Origin of the sequence: Sunxiuqinia rutila, from assembly GCF_050589705.1 — a bacterium.
Taxonomy (GTDB): domain Bacteria; phylum Bacteroidota; class Bacteroidia; order Bacteroidales; family Prolixibacteraceae; genus Sunxiuqinia; species Sunxiuqinia rutila.
On record NZ_JBNGOT010000009.1, the window covers coordinates 150,641 to 170,574 of the forward strand.

The window sequence follows — 19,934 nt, forward strand, 5'->3', positions numbered from 1 at the left end:
AAAAATACCGTCCTGAATTGTCTGCTTCTCCTGTGGGTTAAAAGCTACGGAATGGCCCGTTTTTCAATGCTTCAAGCTGCTGTTCACTCAGTCCGTTGAATGAGAACAGACAAACGCCATCGGCCCCGCCTTCTCTTGAAACTTCAATTTGCTCCAGGAGGGTTTCAGGAGTAAAACCCAGGTAGGGTCCTAAGCCCACAATCGAGCTAACCTCAGTTCCTTCAACAATATCCATCAAGCTTTGCGTTTCGCTTCTCACCACCTCGTTGTCAATGGCATAACTCATAATATAAACGGCATCCACTTGATCATTCTTCACCCATGATCCCCAGTTCTGGAATTTCAACCTTGTACTTTCAATTGGGTTGGGCACCACATCCACCGAAAGCTTCACTTCTTTATGTTTGGTTTGTAAAAGGTCATTCACTTGATTGACAAAACCAGTAACATTATTTATGCGGTAATCATTCCACTGTTCCCATTCCTTTTTGTTTTCAGGAGAAATGGCCATAATGTCGAAATTCAACTGATTACGAACTTGCTTACGACAATAATCGCAATAGCAGAATCCTTTCTCCCAAGGCTCACTTAACGAATAGCGGATATAGTCCAATTGAACTTCCTTAATAGTATATCTTTCCAACATGGTATCTACTGTTTTCAGCAGAAAGTCGGCCACTTCAGGACGTGAAGGACAGAAATAATGAAAGCCAGGCTCCAATTCAGCAAAAATTTCTCCATGTCTGAATTTTCCGACCAATTCCGGTTTCTGTTTTACCAACGGAGAGTTGGCGCCTCCAACAAAAAACATTTCGCACCAAGGGATCACCTGCATGTTGTATTTTTCACATTCCTCCATCATAACCTGCATCGGATCCCAGCCTTCAAATTGGGGAAGCTGAGGCAGTAAAGCATGGGCATTGGGGTAGATGGCATAACCATCGTAGATTGTTTCGGGCAGTATGGCATTGATACCAGCGTCAGCCATGCGTTTGATGGTCGCTTTTAACTCTTCAGGAGTTTTGTCTCTTAGGCGAACCCAAACGCCTCTAAACTCATTTTCACGTGGTTCGAACGAGTTATAATACAATTTCTTTGCACTTTCCAGCAACTTTTTACCATGTGCCAGAGCCGAGTCGGTATTTTGTTCTTTTTTGGCTTTTTCAAACGCTTCAAAATCGAGTTGTCCATTTTTTACAAACAGGTCAATAGCCTGTGTATTGGTCATTTTACCAGCTTCAGCACGTTGCAAGGCCTTCTTATACAATTCACGTGCCTGATAGATGAAGGTATTTTCGGTTGTGGCAAAATGAACAACATCGCCTTCCAATTCAATTTCCATCCCAACATTCAGGGCTTGGTTTATCCAGCGGCTTGCACTTTCATTGCCCGAAAGCACCAGTCCGTCTGCAGGAATATCAGAATTATTTCCACCAATATTCATCACACGTCCATATTGAATAACAGCTTCACTCCCCCATTCATTCGTTCCTGTTTTTTCACCAAAAGCATTGGTGTATGCTACCAAATGATGTGAGCCTCGCCCTCCCGGAAAATCCTTGTTCTCAGGATTCACAGAAGTTAATTTTTTTGTTCCTTTCTCATAATAAATGGCTGGCTCCAAAGAAGTGTCCAGCCAGGATGTTTTTGTTTGACATCCCATTAAGCCTAACATGCAAAACAATCCGATTAAAAAGTAATGCTTCATTGCTAAATTATTTTCGATAAACAAATTCAATCTTTCTTTAACCTTTTTCTAAAAACCAAACAAGCAGTGTATTTATAAAGAAAGTACTTAAGGATATGCAATCCTTAAGTACTTCTTTCTAATTATCGTTCCCAACCGGGGTTTTGAGCAAGATCCGGGTTGATCGTAATTTCCTGAGTCGGAATTGGCATCAGGTAATCACGGTTCGGATCGAAACCAAACCCTTGAGGTAAGGACTCCTGATAAGGATCCAGGAAGCCGTTTTCGTCTACCAATGGGTAGAATCCGGTAAATGAATTCTCAAGATCTGATCCATAATATTTCATTCCTTTGAATCGTTTGCCCGCAAAAGAACTGTGGGCACGCCAGCGCATTAAATCTTCAAACCTGAAGTTCTCCAATGCCAACTCCACACGACGTTCACGACGCACTTCGTAAATCAGATCTGATACACCTAACGTGTTGTTGGGGTCAGAAGGAACATTGCTCACATTAAGCGGCGCCATACCTACGCGGTTTCTAAGTTTATTGATTGATTTATCGGCAGCAGCCTGAGTCAGCTCGCCCAATTCGGCACAAGCTTCAGCATAATTCAACAAGGCTTCAGCATATCTGAAAATAACAGATGCTGTGATACCAATACCTTCCTGATTTTTTTGTTGAGCCGGATCCGGATCCAGTCCTTTGTAAAGCATGAATCCGGTAGTGTTGCGGTAAGTTCCTGACTGATCAATATATGGAGTGGTAAACACACGCTGCACGGTTGTTTCGTAACCAACATTAGTCAGCACATCGCCCGGAAGCAAAATAGTTTGAGCTAAACGAGGATCCCGGTCTGCAGCCACGGCAGATAAAGAAGAGTAGTCTGTATCCAACGCCAAAGTTCCATCTTTCTTCAGGTACGACTCAACAAGTGATAAAGAGATACCCGTACCATCACCACGCCAGGGAAGCATCCGCTGCAGGTTGTGAGAGATTCCTTCAGCAAGATCAAATTTCCGCCACAACATCACTTCCGGATTGTTGCTCAAGTCAGTTTGGTTAAACAACTTCCAATAAGATTGGTTCGGATTACCCGAATTATACAAGCTGTATTTCTGTCCATCAATTAACTCCTCAGCAGCTTCTTTAGCCAGACGTAAAAATTTTGAGCCATCGCTTCCAGCTACACCAAACGGAGTTCCACTGTGGTATTTTTCCCAGGTTCCTTCGTAAAGGCAGATGCGCGATTTAATCAACAAAGCAATTTCACGATTAATACGAAACTCTGGCGCTTCACCTTTAGGTTTCAACAAAGCCAAAGCACGATCCATCGTTGCTACAATGGAGTCAGTCACTTGGTTACGTGGCATTCTTGGCTGATACAAGGCTTCGTCGCGAGGTCCGTGTACTTCATTAAACCATGGCAAGTCTCCAAAACTTTTCAACAAGGTAAAATAGTAGTAAGCCTTAAAGAAATAAGCTTCTCCAACATACTGGTCAATATCAGCCTGAACTCCTTCGGCCGTATGATAATTAGAAAGGAAATAGTTTACATTACGGATAGCACCCCATCCCCAACCTCCTCCGGTTGTTGGAAGTGTTCCTGTGCCATTCAGGCGGGTTCTTGGAATTTCAGGCACCAAATTATCACTGTTATTTTCGCCGTAAAAAGAAGTACTCCATCCTCCATGAATGTAAAAGCTTCCTCCTGAATAATACTGATTACAATAAAGTTCCAGATCACTGGCTGATTTCCAGAATTGGTTTTTAGTGAATCTATCGGTTGGATAAAGATCCAGGTAGTCATTATCACAGGAAACAAAACCTGTCATGATAGCTGCCAATAGGACTAATATTTTAAAATTTCTCATTTGTTTGTAATTTATTCAATGTATATCTTAAACTTGAGTTTGAAAGAGAAACTGCCAGACTACATCCTTGCTGCAATCCAGCAATTCCTTCTTTCTCAGACATGACGGTTAGAAAGTTAAATTCACTCCTACAGAGAATGTCCGTTGTATAGGATACGTTTTTCCGGCAGTACCACTATTAATAGCACCTAAAGCTTCCGGATCAAAAATGTCACTCAGTTTGGTGAATGTTAACAAGTTTTCACCTGATACATAAACATTAATCTTCTTCAACCAGAATTTCTCAAGCATCTCATCAGGCAACGAGTAGCCAATTTGAGCATTCTTCAAACGTAAGTAAGAAGCATCCTGCAAATAGCGTGTTGATACCCGCTGGTTTTTATCCACTCCTGCCTGGGTTAAATAAGGTCTTGGGTAATAAGCATCCGGATTGTCTTTAGTCCAGTAATCCAGGTGTTGTTTAAACGCAGTGGTTTGCCAGCGTGAATTTGCCGATCCGAAGAAGAAGTTACCATCGAGCCAAGCATCCTTCTTGCCAACACCCTGCCAGAACATGGAGAAATCGAAGTTACGCCAGTTAAATCCGGCCGATAGACCATACTGAAATTTAGGCACCCAGTTACCAATAATTGACAAGTCACCATGATCTTCTAGCGTTGAAGCGCCAGGAGACACTTCGCCATCATTATTGATATCTTCGTATTTTACATCGCCAGGGAACCAGCGGTCATTGCTGATTTGAGAAAGATCAGGGGCGTTATTAACTTCTTCCTCGGTTTGGAATAATCCGTTTGAAGTGTATCCCCAAATTGTTCCGACTTCTTTACCTACATAATTGGTCCATAGATAGCCAGTAGGGTTATTGTATTTCTTGTAAACACTTTTATAGTTGGTCAGTGTTCCTTTAACGAAGTAAGCAAAGTCACCAATGGTATTTTGCCATCCCAAAGCAACCTCAAAACCTCTGGTTTGAATGTCCACATTGTTCAGCAAAGGTACGTTTCCACCATAGGTTGCCGGAGGTGTATCTGCTGGTCCGAGCAGGTCTTTCCGATCTCTTTGGTACCAGTCGAAAGTAGCTGTCAAACGGTTGTTAAGGAATGCTCCGTCAAGTCCAAATGTCAACATCGATACAGTTTCCCAAGTCAGGTCCGGGCTAGGCACTGACGGCATATAAACCACATTTGGTTTATTGCCACCCTCCATCAACCAAGGATAGTTACTTTGAATTTGATAAGTCTCTAGGTAAGCATAAGGCGATGCGGTTTGGTTGCCCAATGAACCGTATGACCCTCTGAACTTCAACTGACTTACATAGTAGTAATGATCTTCCATGAAGTCTTCTTTAGCCAGGTTATATCCGGCAGAGAAAGAAGGGAAAGAACCCCATCGTTTTCCATCCTGGAAATACGAACTACCATCAGCACGCCAGTTTACTTCTAACAGGTATTTTTCTTTGTAGTTGTAGTTAAAACGACCGAAATAACTGCGAGTGGCATAGTGTCCTTTACTTTCAGCTCCAAAAATTTCCCCAGTAGCTGTACTAATAGCTGGCAATAAAGGTGTTTGCAAATTCTTACGCCCAACCGAGTGGTTGCTGTAAAGCATTTTCGACTGCTGAAAGCCAGCCATCACTTTAAAATTATGATCATTAATCGCCTTGCTATAAGTAGAGTAAATTTTAGGCGATTTGTAGTCAGTCACACCAGTGTGCGTATAATAACGGCTGTCTTCAATTTTCCCATATTGAAATTCTTTTTCGCCTACACCATAATACGTAAATGTTGGATTCACTGAATACTGTTGCTCCCAGGTTGTGTTATTCCAGTCATAAGCCACTTCAGTTACCCAGCCTGCAATTGGCTCAATTTCCAAACCGAGAGTCATCATGTAACCGGTATTCTTATCAATTGTCCGTCCACCTTGCTCAATTTCAGCCACATCAGAAACACGCATGTAATGCCCGTTAGGGTCTTTAATTGGGTTTGAGGGCCATCGAGACTGCGCAATGCGGTGCAACATGTTAATATTCTGGTTCAGGAAAGTAGGCATATCAACCAAACGCGAAGTATAACGCATATTACTGCTTGCCGATAACCAGTCATACAGTTCAGTCTTAATCTTCGTACTAATAGTTTGCTTTTCAAAAGAGTCATCACCAAACGTAATGATTCCCTCCTGATTCAGGTTACTTCCTGAAATGTAGTAATCCGTTTTATCAGAAGCCCCACTAACACTAATGTTGTGCGTTTCTTGTAAAGCCCAGTCTTTAAAGTGAAAATCAAACCAGTCCGTATTCGCATTTGCATACTCGGTATTGGCCCATTTTGTTGGATCGTTCGGATTCGGAATTGTACCTGGAATATCGCCTTCGTTGATGTAGCGCTTAATCCGCTCCAATGTTTCAACCGACACTAATGGCAATCCACCACCATTAACCGATGCTGCGTTGAAGTATTGAGCATAAGCATACGAGTTTGCTTGCTCAGGAAGTTTGATTGGTGCAGAAAATGAATAGTTGTTTGAGTAATTTACACGCACCCCTTTTTTACCACTTTTAGTTGTAATCAACACAACTCCGTAGGCTGCTTTAGCTCCATAAATAGCTGCGGAAGCCGCATCCTTTAAAACAGTCATGGTTTCCACATCAGCAGGGTTCAGATCTGAAATAGATCCTTCAACACCATCAATCAGGATATAAGGGCTACCAGCACCACGAATATTCATCAATAAGTCAACACCGGGTTTACCCCCAGCGGCACTTCTTGAAACCACAAGCCCAGGAACAACTCCCTGAAGAGCCTGAGTTACACTGGTTACAGGCCGGTTCTCCATCACTTCAGCCGAAACGGTGGTAATGGCACCAGTCAGGTTTTCCTTTTTAGTTGTACCGTATCCAATGGCAACAATCTCTTCCAAATGGACATTGTCGCTTTCGAGACTTACATTGATCACACTTTGATTCCCTACAGGAACTTCAACTGTTTTTGTACCGATAAAAGAAAAAACCAGCACGTCAGTTTTGGACAATCCATCAATCGTATAAGCGCCATCCGGATCGGTTACCGTTCCTTCATAGGTTCCTTTTACCGAAACACTTACTCCTGGCAATGCTTCTTTATTTGAATCAGTTACTTTTCCGGATACCTTTACCCCATCGGCCTGAGCATAGCCGGCAAACGAGCTAAGACAAACCAACAATACCATTGTGGTTAAGAATTGTAAGGGTAGTATTCTTTCAACATACGTTAACCAGTAACGCACGGTATGTACTTTTTTCATAACAATATTATTTACTTATTTGCTACAGGACCTGCAGCTTGAAATTTAGGTTATAAGTTACTTGCTCAAAACAATAATCGAATTCGTTGTTGCGCGTTGAGCACCATCACTCAATGTATTGGCTGTTTCTGAACCATACATTAAAGTAGAAGAACCACCTCCGTCAAGGTTCAGAGCGTCATATACATCAAACTTTTTCACCATAAAGTAAGCCATCTCATCCAAGCTCATTCCCTTACTTAGATCAGAACGACCTTCAATTGCAACCATGTAAAACTTAGTCTTGTCTTTGTTGTAACCAACACAAGATCTGGGGTGACGTTGTTTTTCATGAACCATTGTACCTTCAACCTGAATAGCTTGAATAGAGTTATTCATGCCTTCTTTTACAATGTGTCCCCATCCACCGGCAACTTCAGCAATCTTAATTTCACTGTCAACTCCCGGGTAGGTATTTTCAATTTTTACTGTTTCTCCGACAGTCAGGTTCATAATGAACTCACGAGCAGCACCGTGTCCTGAAAGAATCAATTGATTTTCAGGGTCAGTCATTGTAATACGTACATTATCCATCGTATTATCGACTTCCAGTACTTTGTACTCAAAAGTACCATTTACATAGTTGATCGTTTTATCAACAGCTTCAATCAATACTTCAGCTCCCCATGGGTTGGCTCCGGATTGATTGTTCCCATTTTTCAATTTTCCATTATAAACCACCAAGTGGTCAGCCCATCGTGTTCCGTTATATGAATTAATTGCCCGTTCGCTAGCCCCGATGATCAACTTACTTTGAAAATCAGCAATTCCGATGTGAGGGACTCCCTCTGTATCCACCATTAAGGCAGCATGAGGCTGTCCTGTAATGCCGGTACTTCCAACCTTTCCTTTATGCACGGTGGTTACAAACTGCATTCCGAATTCCATTTCAAAAAAGTCACCGTTAATTCCGGCAACCACTTTTTCGCCATTGGCCTCTTTGCGTTCCACAATACTTGCCAATGTCTCTTTATTAGCAACCGTCCCCCAAGCTACCATGTCATTCGCCATAGCCAATTCGATCTGATTTTTAGGGTTGGTTAAATCAATCTCGATTGCATAAATATTCCAGGGTGTTTTTTCCTCCTGAATATGCAATAGCTTAGACCCGTTTTCCAACTCTGTTGTTTCAACGGTTTCAAATGTATATCCCGGTTCATCGGTTATATACAACTTATCTTCTTTACAATTGGTAAAAAGCGATAATGTGATCAATACCGATAGGTATACCATGTATTTTCTCATATCGAATAAAAAATTTGATTAGTTTTCTATTTAAAAAAATAAAGTTCAGCTCTATGTGTCTGGTATTTTGCTACTAGCAAAGCAATCTCAGCACACAATGCAAATACACCTTCCTTCTTTGTGTTTAATGTTAGAAACGGGCATATTTAAGATCCAAAAACAAGCTTTTCAAACAAGCTTATTTGTCATACGAAAACAAAACATAACATCTCAAGCCTTAACCGATCATTAAGTTTAACAAAGACCTGTGAGCTGTAATCATTTTGTTTTCAGTGTTAAATATTCTGAACTACAAGGAACAACTAATTGATCAATTAGCTTTTTAAGAAAAAATGAAGTAATTTTATGTTGAGATTATGCTTACCTCATGCCTGTCCCTTGCGCTTTAAGCCTTGTGGCAGGCTTTTTTTGTTTTCGTTTCATTGAGTTTTTATTCCATAAGTTGTTTCGTTTTAATCGTTAGTAAATTTTTTCAAAATAGGTTATATCAATTGTAACGATCGGAAAACAATGGCCGCAGCTCCTTTTGAAGCGGCATCATCTCCAATCGACGAAAAGATCAATTCACACGAGCGCAAGGGCAGTTGTAACCCTGTATGCATCATGCCTGACTTGATTGAATCAATCAGGATTTCTTTTGCTGAAACAAACTCACCTCCAATAATTATGACCCCCGGATTCAACAGGTTAATCATATTCCCCATCGCTTTACCCAGTATAAAACCAATGTTGTGTGTTAGTGAGATTGCAAGCGAATCGCCTTCCGTTGCGGCTTTCAATATATCTTTGTATTTTATTTGGGTGGCTTGTTTTTGGGTTAATAACAGGGAGCTTTCGCCAGCCTCAATTTGCTGCTGAAAGTTTTGTTCCAAAGCATAGCCGGACACTTCAGTTCCCAAACATCCGCGCTTTCCGCACAAACACAATTTATCCGATTCGGCAAATTGGATATGCCCCATCTCACCAGCAAACCCCTGCTCTCCAACAACCAGTTCTCCGTTGGCAATAATGGCCAGCCCCATTCCACGGCTCAAGTTCAAAACAAAGGCATTCTTAATATTTTTTGCCTCACCAAAATATTGTTCAGCCAATCCAAGTACGTGGGTATCATTGTCGATGTGCACCGGGAAAGAAAACTTCCCCGAGAAGAAGTCAGTTAATGCACCCTCTAAAAAGTTGAAGTAATTGTAGGAGAACCCCGTTCTTGAATTCACCCGTCCGGTAATTCCCATTCCCATTCCTAAAACGCGACTCGGATCAATTCCTGATTTCGAAATGGCCTCCTGAATAAAGCGAACCACCTCGTCCAGGCAGCTCTCCGTATTTTCAAGAATGAAGTTTTCATCCTGCATTGAAAAAACTTCTTTCATCTCCAGGTTATAAACGGCAAAAGAAATTCCTTTCAACAAAACAACTGTTCCAATACAGTAAGCGATTTCCGGATCAACCTTATACAATGACGGACGACGACCATTGTCCGTTTCCTTTTTTCCGAATTCGATAATGATGTTGTCGCTAATCAACTCATTAATCAGCTTTGTGCCTGTTGGCACGCTCAGTTTTACTTTTTTACAAATCCCCGGAATAGTAAGCGGTTTTTCCGACTTATTCAACAAAGCCACAATTTTTCGTTTCTGAGTGTATTGTCGACTCTCATTACTCACCTCTTCTATCTTCTTCAGAAATATATCCACAGCCCCTGTATTAGAATTATTTTTATTTAACCCCTGCAAGTTTATAAAGTTTTTTACTAACCTCAAAGCTGTTTTTCAACATTTTGCTCGATTAGTGCTCTACAGCAGAAAAAGAAGAGATAAATTATAAAAAAAAAGGGAGGTAACGTTCCCTCACGACTGAAATATCTTAAAGCTATTGCAAAAACCGAGTCATAACCAAGACCATCAGACCACGCCCAAAGAGACGCCTAAATACTTTTTCAGGAATAAAAAGAGAATATCGCGACGAATGGGTTTGGTGAGCAGATCGTCGCAGCCGGCCTTATACGCTTTCAGCCTTTCCTTGGGGAAGGAATGCGCCGTTAAGGCAAGTACAGGAATGTCCGGATATCTTGTTTTAATTTGTACGGTCGCTTCAAAGCCATCCATTTCTGGCATTATCAGGTCCATCAGAATAACATCAGGCTTTTCATTGTTCACCTTTTCAACAGCTTCCAGCCCATTACACGCAAAAACCAACTTCATATTGTTTTCCTGCAAATGAGCTTTTAACACTTCATGAACCAACAAATTATCATCAACCAAAAGCACTGTTTTCCCACTCAAAAAACCCGATGTATCGTCTACCAAAGCCAGCTTCTCATTATCTACACTTTCTTGATTTATGATAACTGGTAAAGTAATTTTGAATAAACTTCCTTTTCCGCGTACGGAATCAAGATAAATTTGGCCTTCCATTAAGTCGACATACCGCTTGACAATCGATAAACCAATTCCCATTCCTTCAAAAGCCCGTTTATAAAACTCATCAACCTGGCGGAAATATTCAAAAATATGAGCCGAGTGTTCTTTATCAATTCCAATTCCCGTATCACGAACCGACAAGGTCAAAAGCTGATTTTCCTGATCAAGCTCCAGCCCAAATTCAATTTCGCCCTCATCCGTAAACTTAACCGCATTCTTAAACAAGATGGAAAGAACCTGTATTATTTTGGCATCATCAATCATGATCGTGGAAAACACATCGCCTTTTTCGGAAAAGATGAGTTTGATTTGATCTGACTTCCCGGAGTTCATGGCTATCTCTTCCAGAATAGCACGGCCTATGCAAAACAAATCGACACAGCTAACTGGTCCATACTGACAAGCAATCCGGATTCCCTCAGCTAAGGACAAATCAAACAAGTCTTCAAGCAGTTGAAGTAATTTTTCGCCAGATTCACGAATCATCCCCGCCATTTCGGCTACGACAGTTGGATCATTGGAATATTCAGGCAACAAGCTACTAAAACCAAGAATCGGATTCATGGGTGATCGCAGCTCATGACTAATGGTGGCCAAAAACACGGATTTCAACCTGGAACTTTCTTCTGCCTGCTCTTTGGCCTGAATCAATTCTTTGGAGGTTTCCTTGCGAACAAGCTCTCCAGCAATCAAATCAGTGAGAGATCGTAAAGCATTATTTTCAATGCCCTTCCAGCCCTTTGCCTCCTTAATGGATTCGAAGCCAACAAAACCTTTAAATACATTTTCAAAATGCATCGGAATAAGCAAGACTGATTTTACATGCTGCCGATCCATACATTCCTTTTCCATGGCTGCTTCCAGAGGCAAATCATCCGTTCGCTCATAGCATACGACCTCTAGCTTTTTCATCTGATTGGCAAACCACGGGTAGCTTTCAATATTGACGGAATCACACAGTTCCGGATAAATCTCAATTCCTTCATCGGCCCAACAAGCAACTTTGCTTATCTGCCCCTGAGGATCAACCTGTAAGACATAAGACCTATCAATATTCAAAAACAGACTCATATCCTTAATTGCCGATTCAATCAGTGGACCGACCTCCAGAGATTTACTGCTAAAAAACCGACGGGAAATATCATTCAGTATTCGCTCGACATTGATATAGTACTGAACCTGCAGTTCGTTTTCTTTTCGCTGAGTGATGTCAATACTAACACCCCTCAACTTGATCAATTCACCTTCCTGAAACAGAGGTTCAATGCTATAGAATATCCACCGGATTGCACCTCCACTCAATAAAAGGCGAAACTCTGTACGAACTTGCTTTCGTTCTTTTAGGATTTCACGATAAGACTCAATCACCAAATGACGATCTTCGGGATGAACCAAACGAATAAACGGAACATAGCCGGGGGTCGTTTCTCCCGGAACAAGCTGACACAGGTGAAAAAAGTTCTCAGACCAGCTAATCTTGTTCTGCTGAATATCGTACTCCCAACTTCCCATCTCGGCTATTTTCTGCGCATACCGAATTGCTGCTTCCTTTTCTTTCAATTCAAGCTCAGCTTGTTTACGCTGACTAATATCAGATACTCCCAGATGAATGGCTTTGCGCTGTTCAAAAACAACATGCTGCGCATTGACTGTTACCGTAAGCAAACGTTCATCTTTGGTTTTCATGTTCCACTCACTTCCGATTCGCATCGATTCATCATCAGCTTTCAACACTTTATTTGCCCGCTCAGCTTCAGCCGAACATAAAACATCGAAAATCGTAAGTGTATCAAATTCTTCCGCGCTATAGCCAAATAATGCACACGCAGCTTCGTTGACCTTTAGAAAACCATATCCGCTAGTATCGTAGATAAGCATTGGCTGAGGGTTGGACTGAAACATACTTTTGAACGTAGTTTCCTTCAAAAACAAATCCTTCTCCGCCTTTTTGATCGCTGTGATATCGCGCACCTGACTAATAAAAGACTGAATTTCATTCTCACTGTCCTTTAAACAAGCCACGTGCAGTTCGGCCCACAAGGTATGGCCTGCTTTATGGATGTAGCGTTTTTGGATGGTATAGTGCTCATTTTGACCGGACTTTAATCGCTCAAATTCGGCCCAATCCGTATCAACATCCTCGCTGTGAGTAATGCTACGGAAATTCTGGTTGAACAATTCATGCTTTGAATAACCAACAAACTCACACAAAGCTTTATTCGCATACAGAATATCTCCATCAATTGACACATTTGCAAAGCCAATAGGGGAGCTCTCTATAAACGACTGAAAAGCAGGTGTGTTGTATTCTATCATTGGACCTTAGAAAGCTTATTTGAACAAAAGAGCAATATTTTTAGAAAAACCACCAAATATACAATGGAATATTAGATTCTAAAATTTTTTAGATTCTTAATAAAAAAATCGCTAAATATTTAGTATCCACCTCCAGTCTCACTTTTCTTTCAAATGCATACAAATCATTATTCTGAAGAATTCGCAGCTCAAGTTTCAACAGGTCTGTCAACATACACACTGGCCCTTTTAAACGTTTCGCCCACAGCAAAAAGCTTCTATGATTTCCAGCTTGCGTGAATTAAGCTTCCGCGCTCCTCCTGGTTATCAATGCGCAAATGCACGTCGATTTCCTGTTGCATTTCCTCAACATGCGAAATAACCCCAACGACCCGGTTTTCTTTTCGAAGCGATTTCAGCGTGTCGAATACAACGCTCAGCGATTCTTTATCCAAAGATCCAAAGCCTTCGTCGAGAAAGAAGAAATTCTGATTCGACTCCGTTATTTTTTGAATATTGTCGGCCAAGGCCAAAGCCAGCGAAAGAGCAGCCTGGAAGGTCTGTCCCCCCGAAAGCGTTTTTACGCTGCGCACCTTGCCGCCATTCATGAAGTCACGCACCTGAAAGTTATTCTCCGGCGTAATCTCCAAACTTAACTTTTGCCGGGTCAATTGAAAGAAACGATCGTTAGCGGCATGACACAAATTCTGTAAATACACCGAGGAAATGTAGTTCACAAAACCACTTCCCTTAAACAGCGATTTCATGGTCCGGATATTCTCTGCGCGCAACTCCAATGCATTCATCTCTTTGAGCAGCGCAGCCTGATTTTCTAAATCCTTTTTCAGCTTTTGCAACAACTCCGATACCTTTCCCAACTCCTGATTCTTCTGATCGATCCACTGTCCTGCACTTTTGATTTCGTCCAGCAATTTTTGGTGAACTTCCGCATCATACCGACGCTCTCCCAGCTCCTTTTCCAGCTGTGTCAGCAAGCTTTTCGTCAACGTTCGCTTCTCTTTAAAGTCAAGCAGCTTTTGTTTCTCCGTTTCCAAATCCATCGGCTGGGCCAAAATCTGCCTGACGTCATCCAAAGCCTGAAAATCAGATTGCTCCAGCTGAGCCTGAAGCTGTGCATTTAACTGCTGATTGATTTCCTGCTCTTGTCCAAGCACCTTCCGATTGGCTGTGAGCGCTCCAGCTAAGGTATCCTTCAGTTTTCGTCCCTCGGTCAGAGCATTGGAATACGTTTCAAATTGCTTCTGCAGTTGTGCGTGCTTTTGCAGTAATTCCTGCTGCTCCTTACTGATCTCATCAGAAGTTTTCAGCACATAAGCCTGCGAATCGACTAGTTGCAATTGCCCTTGATAGGTTTTTAATTCAGCCTCAGCAACAGCCAGAGCCCTTTTTATCTTTTCAAGTTCAGCCTGAAAACGCTCCTTATCATGGCTCATTTTTTCAAGCTTTTTGACCAACTGTTCCAGTTCTTCCTCCTGCTTTTTGATGATATGCTGAATTTGCTCTGACTCTCCGAAAGCTTTTTCCACATCCTCCGCAGTTTTATACTTTTCCCACCGAAACAAAGCCTGATGTTCCTTGATTTTCGCTTGAATATCTTCCTTTTTTGCAAGCCACTCCTTCCCCTGCCGCTGATTGAATTTCAGCTGACTATCCAATTCATTCAAATGCGTAATCTGATCGTTAATCTGTTCAATCCTATGTTCTTGCTCCCGTTTTTCTTTTTCCAGCTGTTGTTGATGCTCATGCGAACTTTCCGCATTGTAAATTTCCGGATGATGAGCCGAACCACAAAGCGGACACGGAGTTCCTTCCTGCAATCCGTCAGCAAAAGCCTTGAGTTGTGCTTTCAGTCGCAAATCTCCGGCTGTCTTTTCAAGCGTTTGAAGCTGCTTTTTGATCGCCTCAATTTTCTCACGAAGGTATTTCACGGCTTCCACCTGATCGGCCTGCTCGGGCAAGTCAGCAAATACGGGTTGCTGATAACAAGTCTGAAACTTCAGCTGAATACTCTTCTCCTCCTCCTGATACCTGCGCATTTCCTTTTCAAGTTCCAACTGTTGTCGCGCCATACTTTGCTGTTCCGTATGCCAGGCTTTCGCATGAGCCAAAGCAGTCAGGTCCGGCAGTTTCGTCTTTCCGTTTTTAATGGCAGCTTCCAGCTTTTCCCGGTTAATTTTAAGTTGTTCAATTTGCTCGATGGTTTGCTTGCCAATCGTTACGCCCTTTTCATAGCGTGCCTGTTCGGCCTCAATTGTTTTCTCCAGCATTTTGATTTTCAACAAATAGCCCAATTCATTGGCTTGCTGCTTTAACTCATCCCGTTTTTCGTAGCGAGGTTTCAATTCAGCCAAGGCCTTTTCCAGCTTTTCAATGGCAGCTTCTTCCTGCTTCAGTTTTTCAGCATCCTGTTTAATCTGAACAGTCTTTTGCGCTATGCGCTGGGTGCTCTGCTGCAGCGACTCCAATAAATGCCTGAACTGCACAACACATTGTTCGTAGTTGGCGATGCGCTTCTCCAGCTTCTGAAATTCCGGCTCTTGTGCTTGCAATTGCTTCAAAACGGTTTCCGTTGCTGCCATCTTCCGGGTAATTTCCTGCAGCTGCTTCCAGCCCGCCTCTTCTTTCTGAAGTTTGCTCAAGCTCGCAACCCGAACGGCCATCTCTTTTTTTAGCTGCTCCAGTTGTTGCTCATATTGCTTCACCTGCTCCGGATCAATAGCTCCTAATTGCTGTAATTGTCCTTCCAGATGCTGTTTCCGGGCATTGTTTTTCGATTCAAGTGCAGTTACCTTATAGTAAAGCTCAAACCGTTCAAGACTGAACAGCTCTTTCATCATCTGGGTGCGGTCCTTGTTTCCCAGCTGCAAAAACTCCTGAAACCGCCCCTGTGGAATAATGATGGTTCGTTTAAAGTTATCGTAACTCAAACCAACCGCACGTTCCAAAACAGATGGTTCTATGGACACCCATTCCTTCCCCTTTTGCTCATAGGCCAGTCGGTCCAGCTTCTTTACATCCTCAAAGTTTTTGCTGTTTCGACGCCCCTTAACCACAGCCCGGTAGGCCGTTTGCGCTTTACCGGTTTCAAAAACAAAATCGATGAGCAATTCATCCGACTTCAGGTTCATCATGTTGTAGTTCCGGTTATCCCCCGACAGGTTGAGCCGGTCAGTTTTACCGTAAATCGCAAAAGTAATGGCTTCCAGAATCGATGATTTACCGCTCCCCACCGAACCAAAAATGCCAAATAAGTTCGCAGCTGTCAGCTTTGTAAAATCGATGGTTTGTTTTTCCTGGTAAGAGTACAAACCTTGAAGGGTCAATTGAACTGGTATCATTGTCTGTTTTTTTTCATTGCTGATTCACTCAAACTCCGGTTTTGGCGGCAGTAATCAGCCTGGGTTCTATTCTGTTTATTCGGTGGACTTATTCTTCTTCGGCCAGTATTTCAGCAAACAACTGATTTATCTCTTCATTGGGGGCCTGCCCTTTTACATGTTTGAAATAATCTGCAAACAACTCATTCATCGTTCGAGTCAGATCAATGCTCGCATGATGACTGTCGCTCAACTCGACCGCATTGGTCACTTCCGGAATAATAGCCACAATCCCCGAATGCACCGCACCAAGCTGGCGACGCTCCATGGCGGTTAAATAGGTTTCTGTCACCATGGTCAATTCCACCAGACAATCCTGATTTTCAGACAACCATTGCAAGGCATCGTCCATTCCTTCGGCCCGTTTTCGCAAGAGTCTTTTCCCTTGGGTCAGCTCAAGTTCACGAACCGCTGCACTTTTTCCCGGCTCCAGCTCAACCAACAAAACGTACTTTTTCTGATTGGCTTCGGAAAAGCTGTACGACAACGGGCTTCCACTGTAAAAAACGGGACATGGAACTGCATCAACGCAGTGCATGCGATGCAAGTGCCCCAAAGCCGTGTATTGAATTTGCTTCGGAATGTTTTCGGTATAAACAGCCTGCGCCCCGCCCACATGCAAAATGGGCTTCTCATCCGCCGGCTCTTCAGGCAGTTCGCCTCCTTTTTTCACCACAAAGAGATGGGAAACCAATACATTCACTCCCTTCTCATCGCAATACTGATCGGCCAGTGCATTCCAGTTTTGCTGCAAAACGGCCCGCAATTCTTCTTCGCTGTTTTCATGTCCCAGGCATGTTTTCAGCCGGTGCTCGTTGGCATAAGGTGTCAGCAGCAACCGCAAGGGAAGCGCCTTTCCCGGAAGCTGGAGCTCCAGAAACCCCTTGTGGCTTTGCAAAACCCAAACACCCGACTCCAACTCAAACGGAGCCACCACCGAATTGGGATAGCCGGCAAAAATAATCCCACACTCGCGAGCCAGCGGGTCAGGGGCTTCAATGCGATCGGGCGAATCGTGGTTACCGGCAATGGCAATTACAGGACGGCGCCCATTGTTGGTCAGCCGCTTCAGCACCTTGTAAAATACATCAACGGCCTCGGTGGGCGGATTAAACGTATCAAACAAATCGCCAGCAACCAGCACCGCATCAACCTGCTCACGCTCGGCCACTTCACAAATTTCAAGCAACACCGCCTGCTGTTCTTCCATTCTGGAAAAATCATCCAGCCGCTTACCCAAATGCCAATCAGATGTATGGAGAAGTTTCATGAGGTTTATTTCTTTTTTAGATTAAACGTATTAATCCTTTTTCGATTTGACAAAAATATATTTTTTGAATGTTCTTCGCGAACAGTCAAAGATACGCCAAGCTCTGGTTTCATGCCTAAATTCTTGCTCTAAAATAAAATTCTGACTCCTTGATATTCTCAACAAACATCCAAAAAACCTTTGCTTTCGCTTCAAAATAAAAAAGGTTCATGCCAATCATGAACGATCAACACGAACCTTATAACAACACAGATTTACAACACCAAGCATCTCGCTTTGCTCCTAAAAAGCAAAAACAGAAAAGCTCAGTTCTCAATTTACTACAACTTATTCATCAACATATTTTTGAATAACTTCTTTCCATTTCAGGTAACCTTCTCCCATCAAATGCAGCCCATCATTGGTGTAATCGGGATTCAATTTAGCCCCGGAAGCATCGGTAAAATGACTAAACAGGTCAATGTAGGTAAGCTGCTTTTCGGAGGCAAGCTTTTTCAACTCCGAATTTATTTCGGGCACCATCGCCCAGCGCGAAGCATGCTTTTTAAAATTGTCAAAGGCATCGTTCACAGGCAGTACACTTTGCAAATAAATTTGGGTTTTGGGGCTTTCATGCTGAATTCGTTCAAGGATTAGGCAAATATTGCCGACAATGGAGTCAACCGAAATCCCACGCGAAACATCGTTAATTCCGATCAAAAGAAAAAGCTTGGCTGGTTTTCCTTTCACAATAGGATCCAGACGATCCAGAATTCCGCTTGTAATATCGCCACTAATCCCCCTGTTTTTTACCCGGGGATTATCAAAAAGCTCAGCCCATTCAGCTCCATCAGTAATGCTGTTTCCCAGGAAAATAATATCTTTTTTGCTGGATGGCAGGTTTTCGAACAAACTAGCCCGGCGCTCCCAGTAAATTGAATACTTCCGCTCTTGCGCCTGCGCTGTTTCCACCCAGGCAAAAACCATAAAAATGATGACTAATCGAATAACTCCTTGCTTCATTGTTGTTTAGTTTTTAAGTAATGACATCAGATCAACCGGCCTTTTCTTCGATGTAACCCGAGTTCCAGGTAAAAGCGAAGAAAATGGTCGCTGCAATTCCGGAGGCCACCAAAATCAGGAAGCCAAGCCCCCATCCATAGTGGGTTACCAAATAGCCAAGTCCCCATCCGGACAAGACGGTACTTAAGTAGGCAAACAAGCCCGTAAGCCCAATGGCAGTAGCCGCAGCTTTCTTAGTTGCCAGGTTTGCAGCAATGATTCCGACCAGTGCCTGTGGCCCATAAATAAAGAAGCCTACAATGCAAAGTAGCGTGCCATAAAAGAATGCACTTTCGTGGGGCAATTTCCAGAAGAAGAAAACGGCTATCGAACAGATCAACATGTAAATCAGAGCAGCACGTCCTCCGCGGCCTTTAAACACCTTATCCATCATCCATCCGCTTGAAAGCATTCCCAGAATCCCAAATCCCTCGTAACCAGCAACTAACCAGCCTGCTTTTTGCAAATCAACGCCTTTCATTTCCGTCAGGAAAGTTGGGCCCCAATCCAAAATTGCATACCGAATAGTGTATAGGAAAAAGTTGGCCAAACAAAGGAACCAAATGGCTGGATTACCAAAAACTTGCTTGCGCACAAAACGCTTGAAATCGCCTTTCTTTTTCTCGCCTTCCTCTTTTACTTCTTCATCCTCATTTTTATACACTTCCACGGGAGGCAAGCCCAAAGACTGCGGTTTATCGCGATGCCGGTTCAGCAGGAAAAGCACGCCCACAAAAGCCAGGGCCGCCGGAACAATAAAACAGTAGCGCCAGTCGTACACCACCAAAAAGCTGTTCAGCACCAGCACCAAAGCTGCCCCAATGGAGTGTGAAGTATTCCAAATGGCAAACTTAACACCACGTTCCGAAGGCGAGAACCAATTGGTTAAACTATTGGCACAAGGTGGAAAACCCATTCCCTGGAACCAGCCATTCAGCAACCAAAAAGCGCCAAAAGCCACCACTCCACTGCTCAAGCCAAAAAGCAAACTCATGGAAGCAGAAAAGAACAAGCCCACCGCCATAAAATAGCGCGGGTTGGTTTGATCACCAAAAAAGCCATTCACAAACTTGGAAATCCCATAAACCACACCATGCAAGGTCAGGAAAAGCCCTAAGTCGGCCTTCGAAATTCCCAAATCGGCTTCAATTGCAGGCATCGCAATCGAAATGTTTTTCCGAACGAAATAAAACATCACATAGCCAATCATCGTGGTGTACATCACCCGTGTCCGCCAATATTTGTATTTGGCATTCAACTCACTTTTATCCGTAATGGTTTGCTCCTTTTCTGGAGCAGGCTTCAGAAAACTCAATACATTCGTCATCGTTTCAATTTTAGTTTTATCGGGGTTAGTTGTTGTTATTTTTTGAACACATAGCG

General features: G+C 42.8%; 10 protein-coding genes. All 10 read right to left on the reverse strand.

Annotation, left to right across the window (positions count from 1 at the left end):
- Positions 1-37: 37 nt before the first annotated feature.
- A complete protein-coding gene (locus ACRD6K_RS13255; RefSeq protein ID WP_430973623.1) occupies positions 38-1,708 on the reverse strand; it encodes a glycoside hydrolase family 10-like protein in 1,671 nt (556 codons plus the stop codon).
- Between the two features lie 122 nt (positions 1,709-1,830).
- Complete coding sequence (locus ACRD6K_RS13260) at positions 1,831-3,561, reverse strand: RagB/SusD family nutrient uptake outer membrane protein (RefSeq protein ID WP_430973624.1); 1,731 nt, start codon at positions 3,559-3,561, stop codon at positions 1,831-1,833.
- A 108-nt stretch (positions 3,562-3,669) separates the two neighbouring features.
- Positions 3,670-6,843 carry a SusC/RagA family TonB-linked outer membrane protein gene (locus ACRD6K_RS13265; RefSeq protein ID WP_430973625.1) on the reverse strand — a complete coding sequence of 1,058 codons (3,174 nt, stop codon included), beginning with the start codon at positions 6,841-6,843 and terminating at the stop codon, positions 3,670-3,672.
- Positions 6,844-6,900: 57 nt separating this feature from the next.
- Positions 6,901-8,127 carry a phosphodiester glycosidase family protein gene (locus ACRD6K_RS13270; RefSeq protein ID WP_299579986.1) on the reverse strand — a complete coding sequence of 409 codons (1,227 nt, stop codon included), beginning with the start codon at positions 8,125-8,127 and terminating at the stop codon, positions 6,901-6,903.
- Positions 8,128-8,609: 482 nt separating this feature from the next.
- Entirely contained in the window at positions 8,610-9,821 is a 1,212-nt protein-coding gene (locus ACRD6K_RS13275) for an ROK family protein (protein WP_430973626.1), read from the reverse strand.
- Between the two features lie 207 nt (positions 9,822-10,028).
- On the reverse strand, positions 10,029-12,863 hold the full coding sequence (locus ACRD6K_RS13280; protein ID WP_430973627.1) for a PAS domain-containing hybrid sensor histidine kinase/response regulator: 2,835 nt from the start codon (positions 12,861-12,863) through the stop codon (positions 10,029-10,031).
- Between the two features lie 257 nt (positions 12,864-13,120).
- Complete coding sequence (locus ACRD6K_RS13285) at positions 13,121-16,201, reverse strand: SbcC/MukB-like Walker B domain-containing protein (protein ID WP_430973628.1); 3,081 nt, start codon at positions 16,199-16,201, stop codon at positions 13,121-13,123.
- Positions 16,202-16,289: 88 nt separating this feature from the next.
- The gene (locus ACRD6K_RS13290; protein WP_430973629.1) at positions 16,290-17,510 is read right to left on the reverse strand and encodes a metallophosphoesterase family protein; all 1,221 of its coding nucleotides are present in this window, start codon (positions 17,508-17,510) and stop codon (positions 16,290-16,292) included.
- Between the two features lie 327 nt (positions 17,511-17,837).
- Positions 17,838-18,512, reverse strand: a complete 675-nt coding sequence (locus ACRD6K_RS13295) for a GDSL-type esterase/lipase family protein (protein WP_430973630.1) — start codon at positions 18,510-18,512, stop codon at positions 17,838-17,840.
- A 31-nt stretch (positions 18,513-18,543) separates the two neighbouring features.
- Entirely contained in the window at positions 18,544-19,878 is a 1,335-nt protein-coding gene (locus tag ACRD6K_RS13300) for an MFS transporter (RefSeq protein ID WP_430973631.1), read from the reverse strand.
- Positions 19,879-19,934 lie beyond the last annotated feature (56 nt).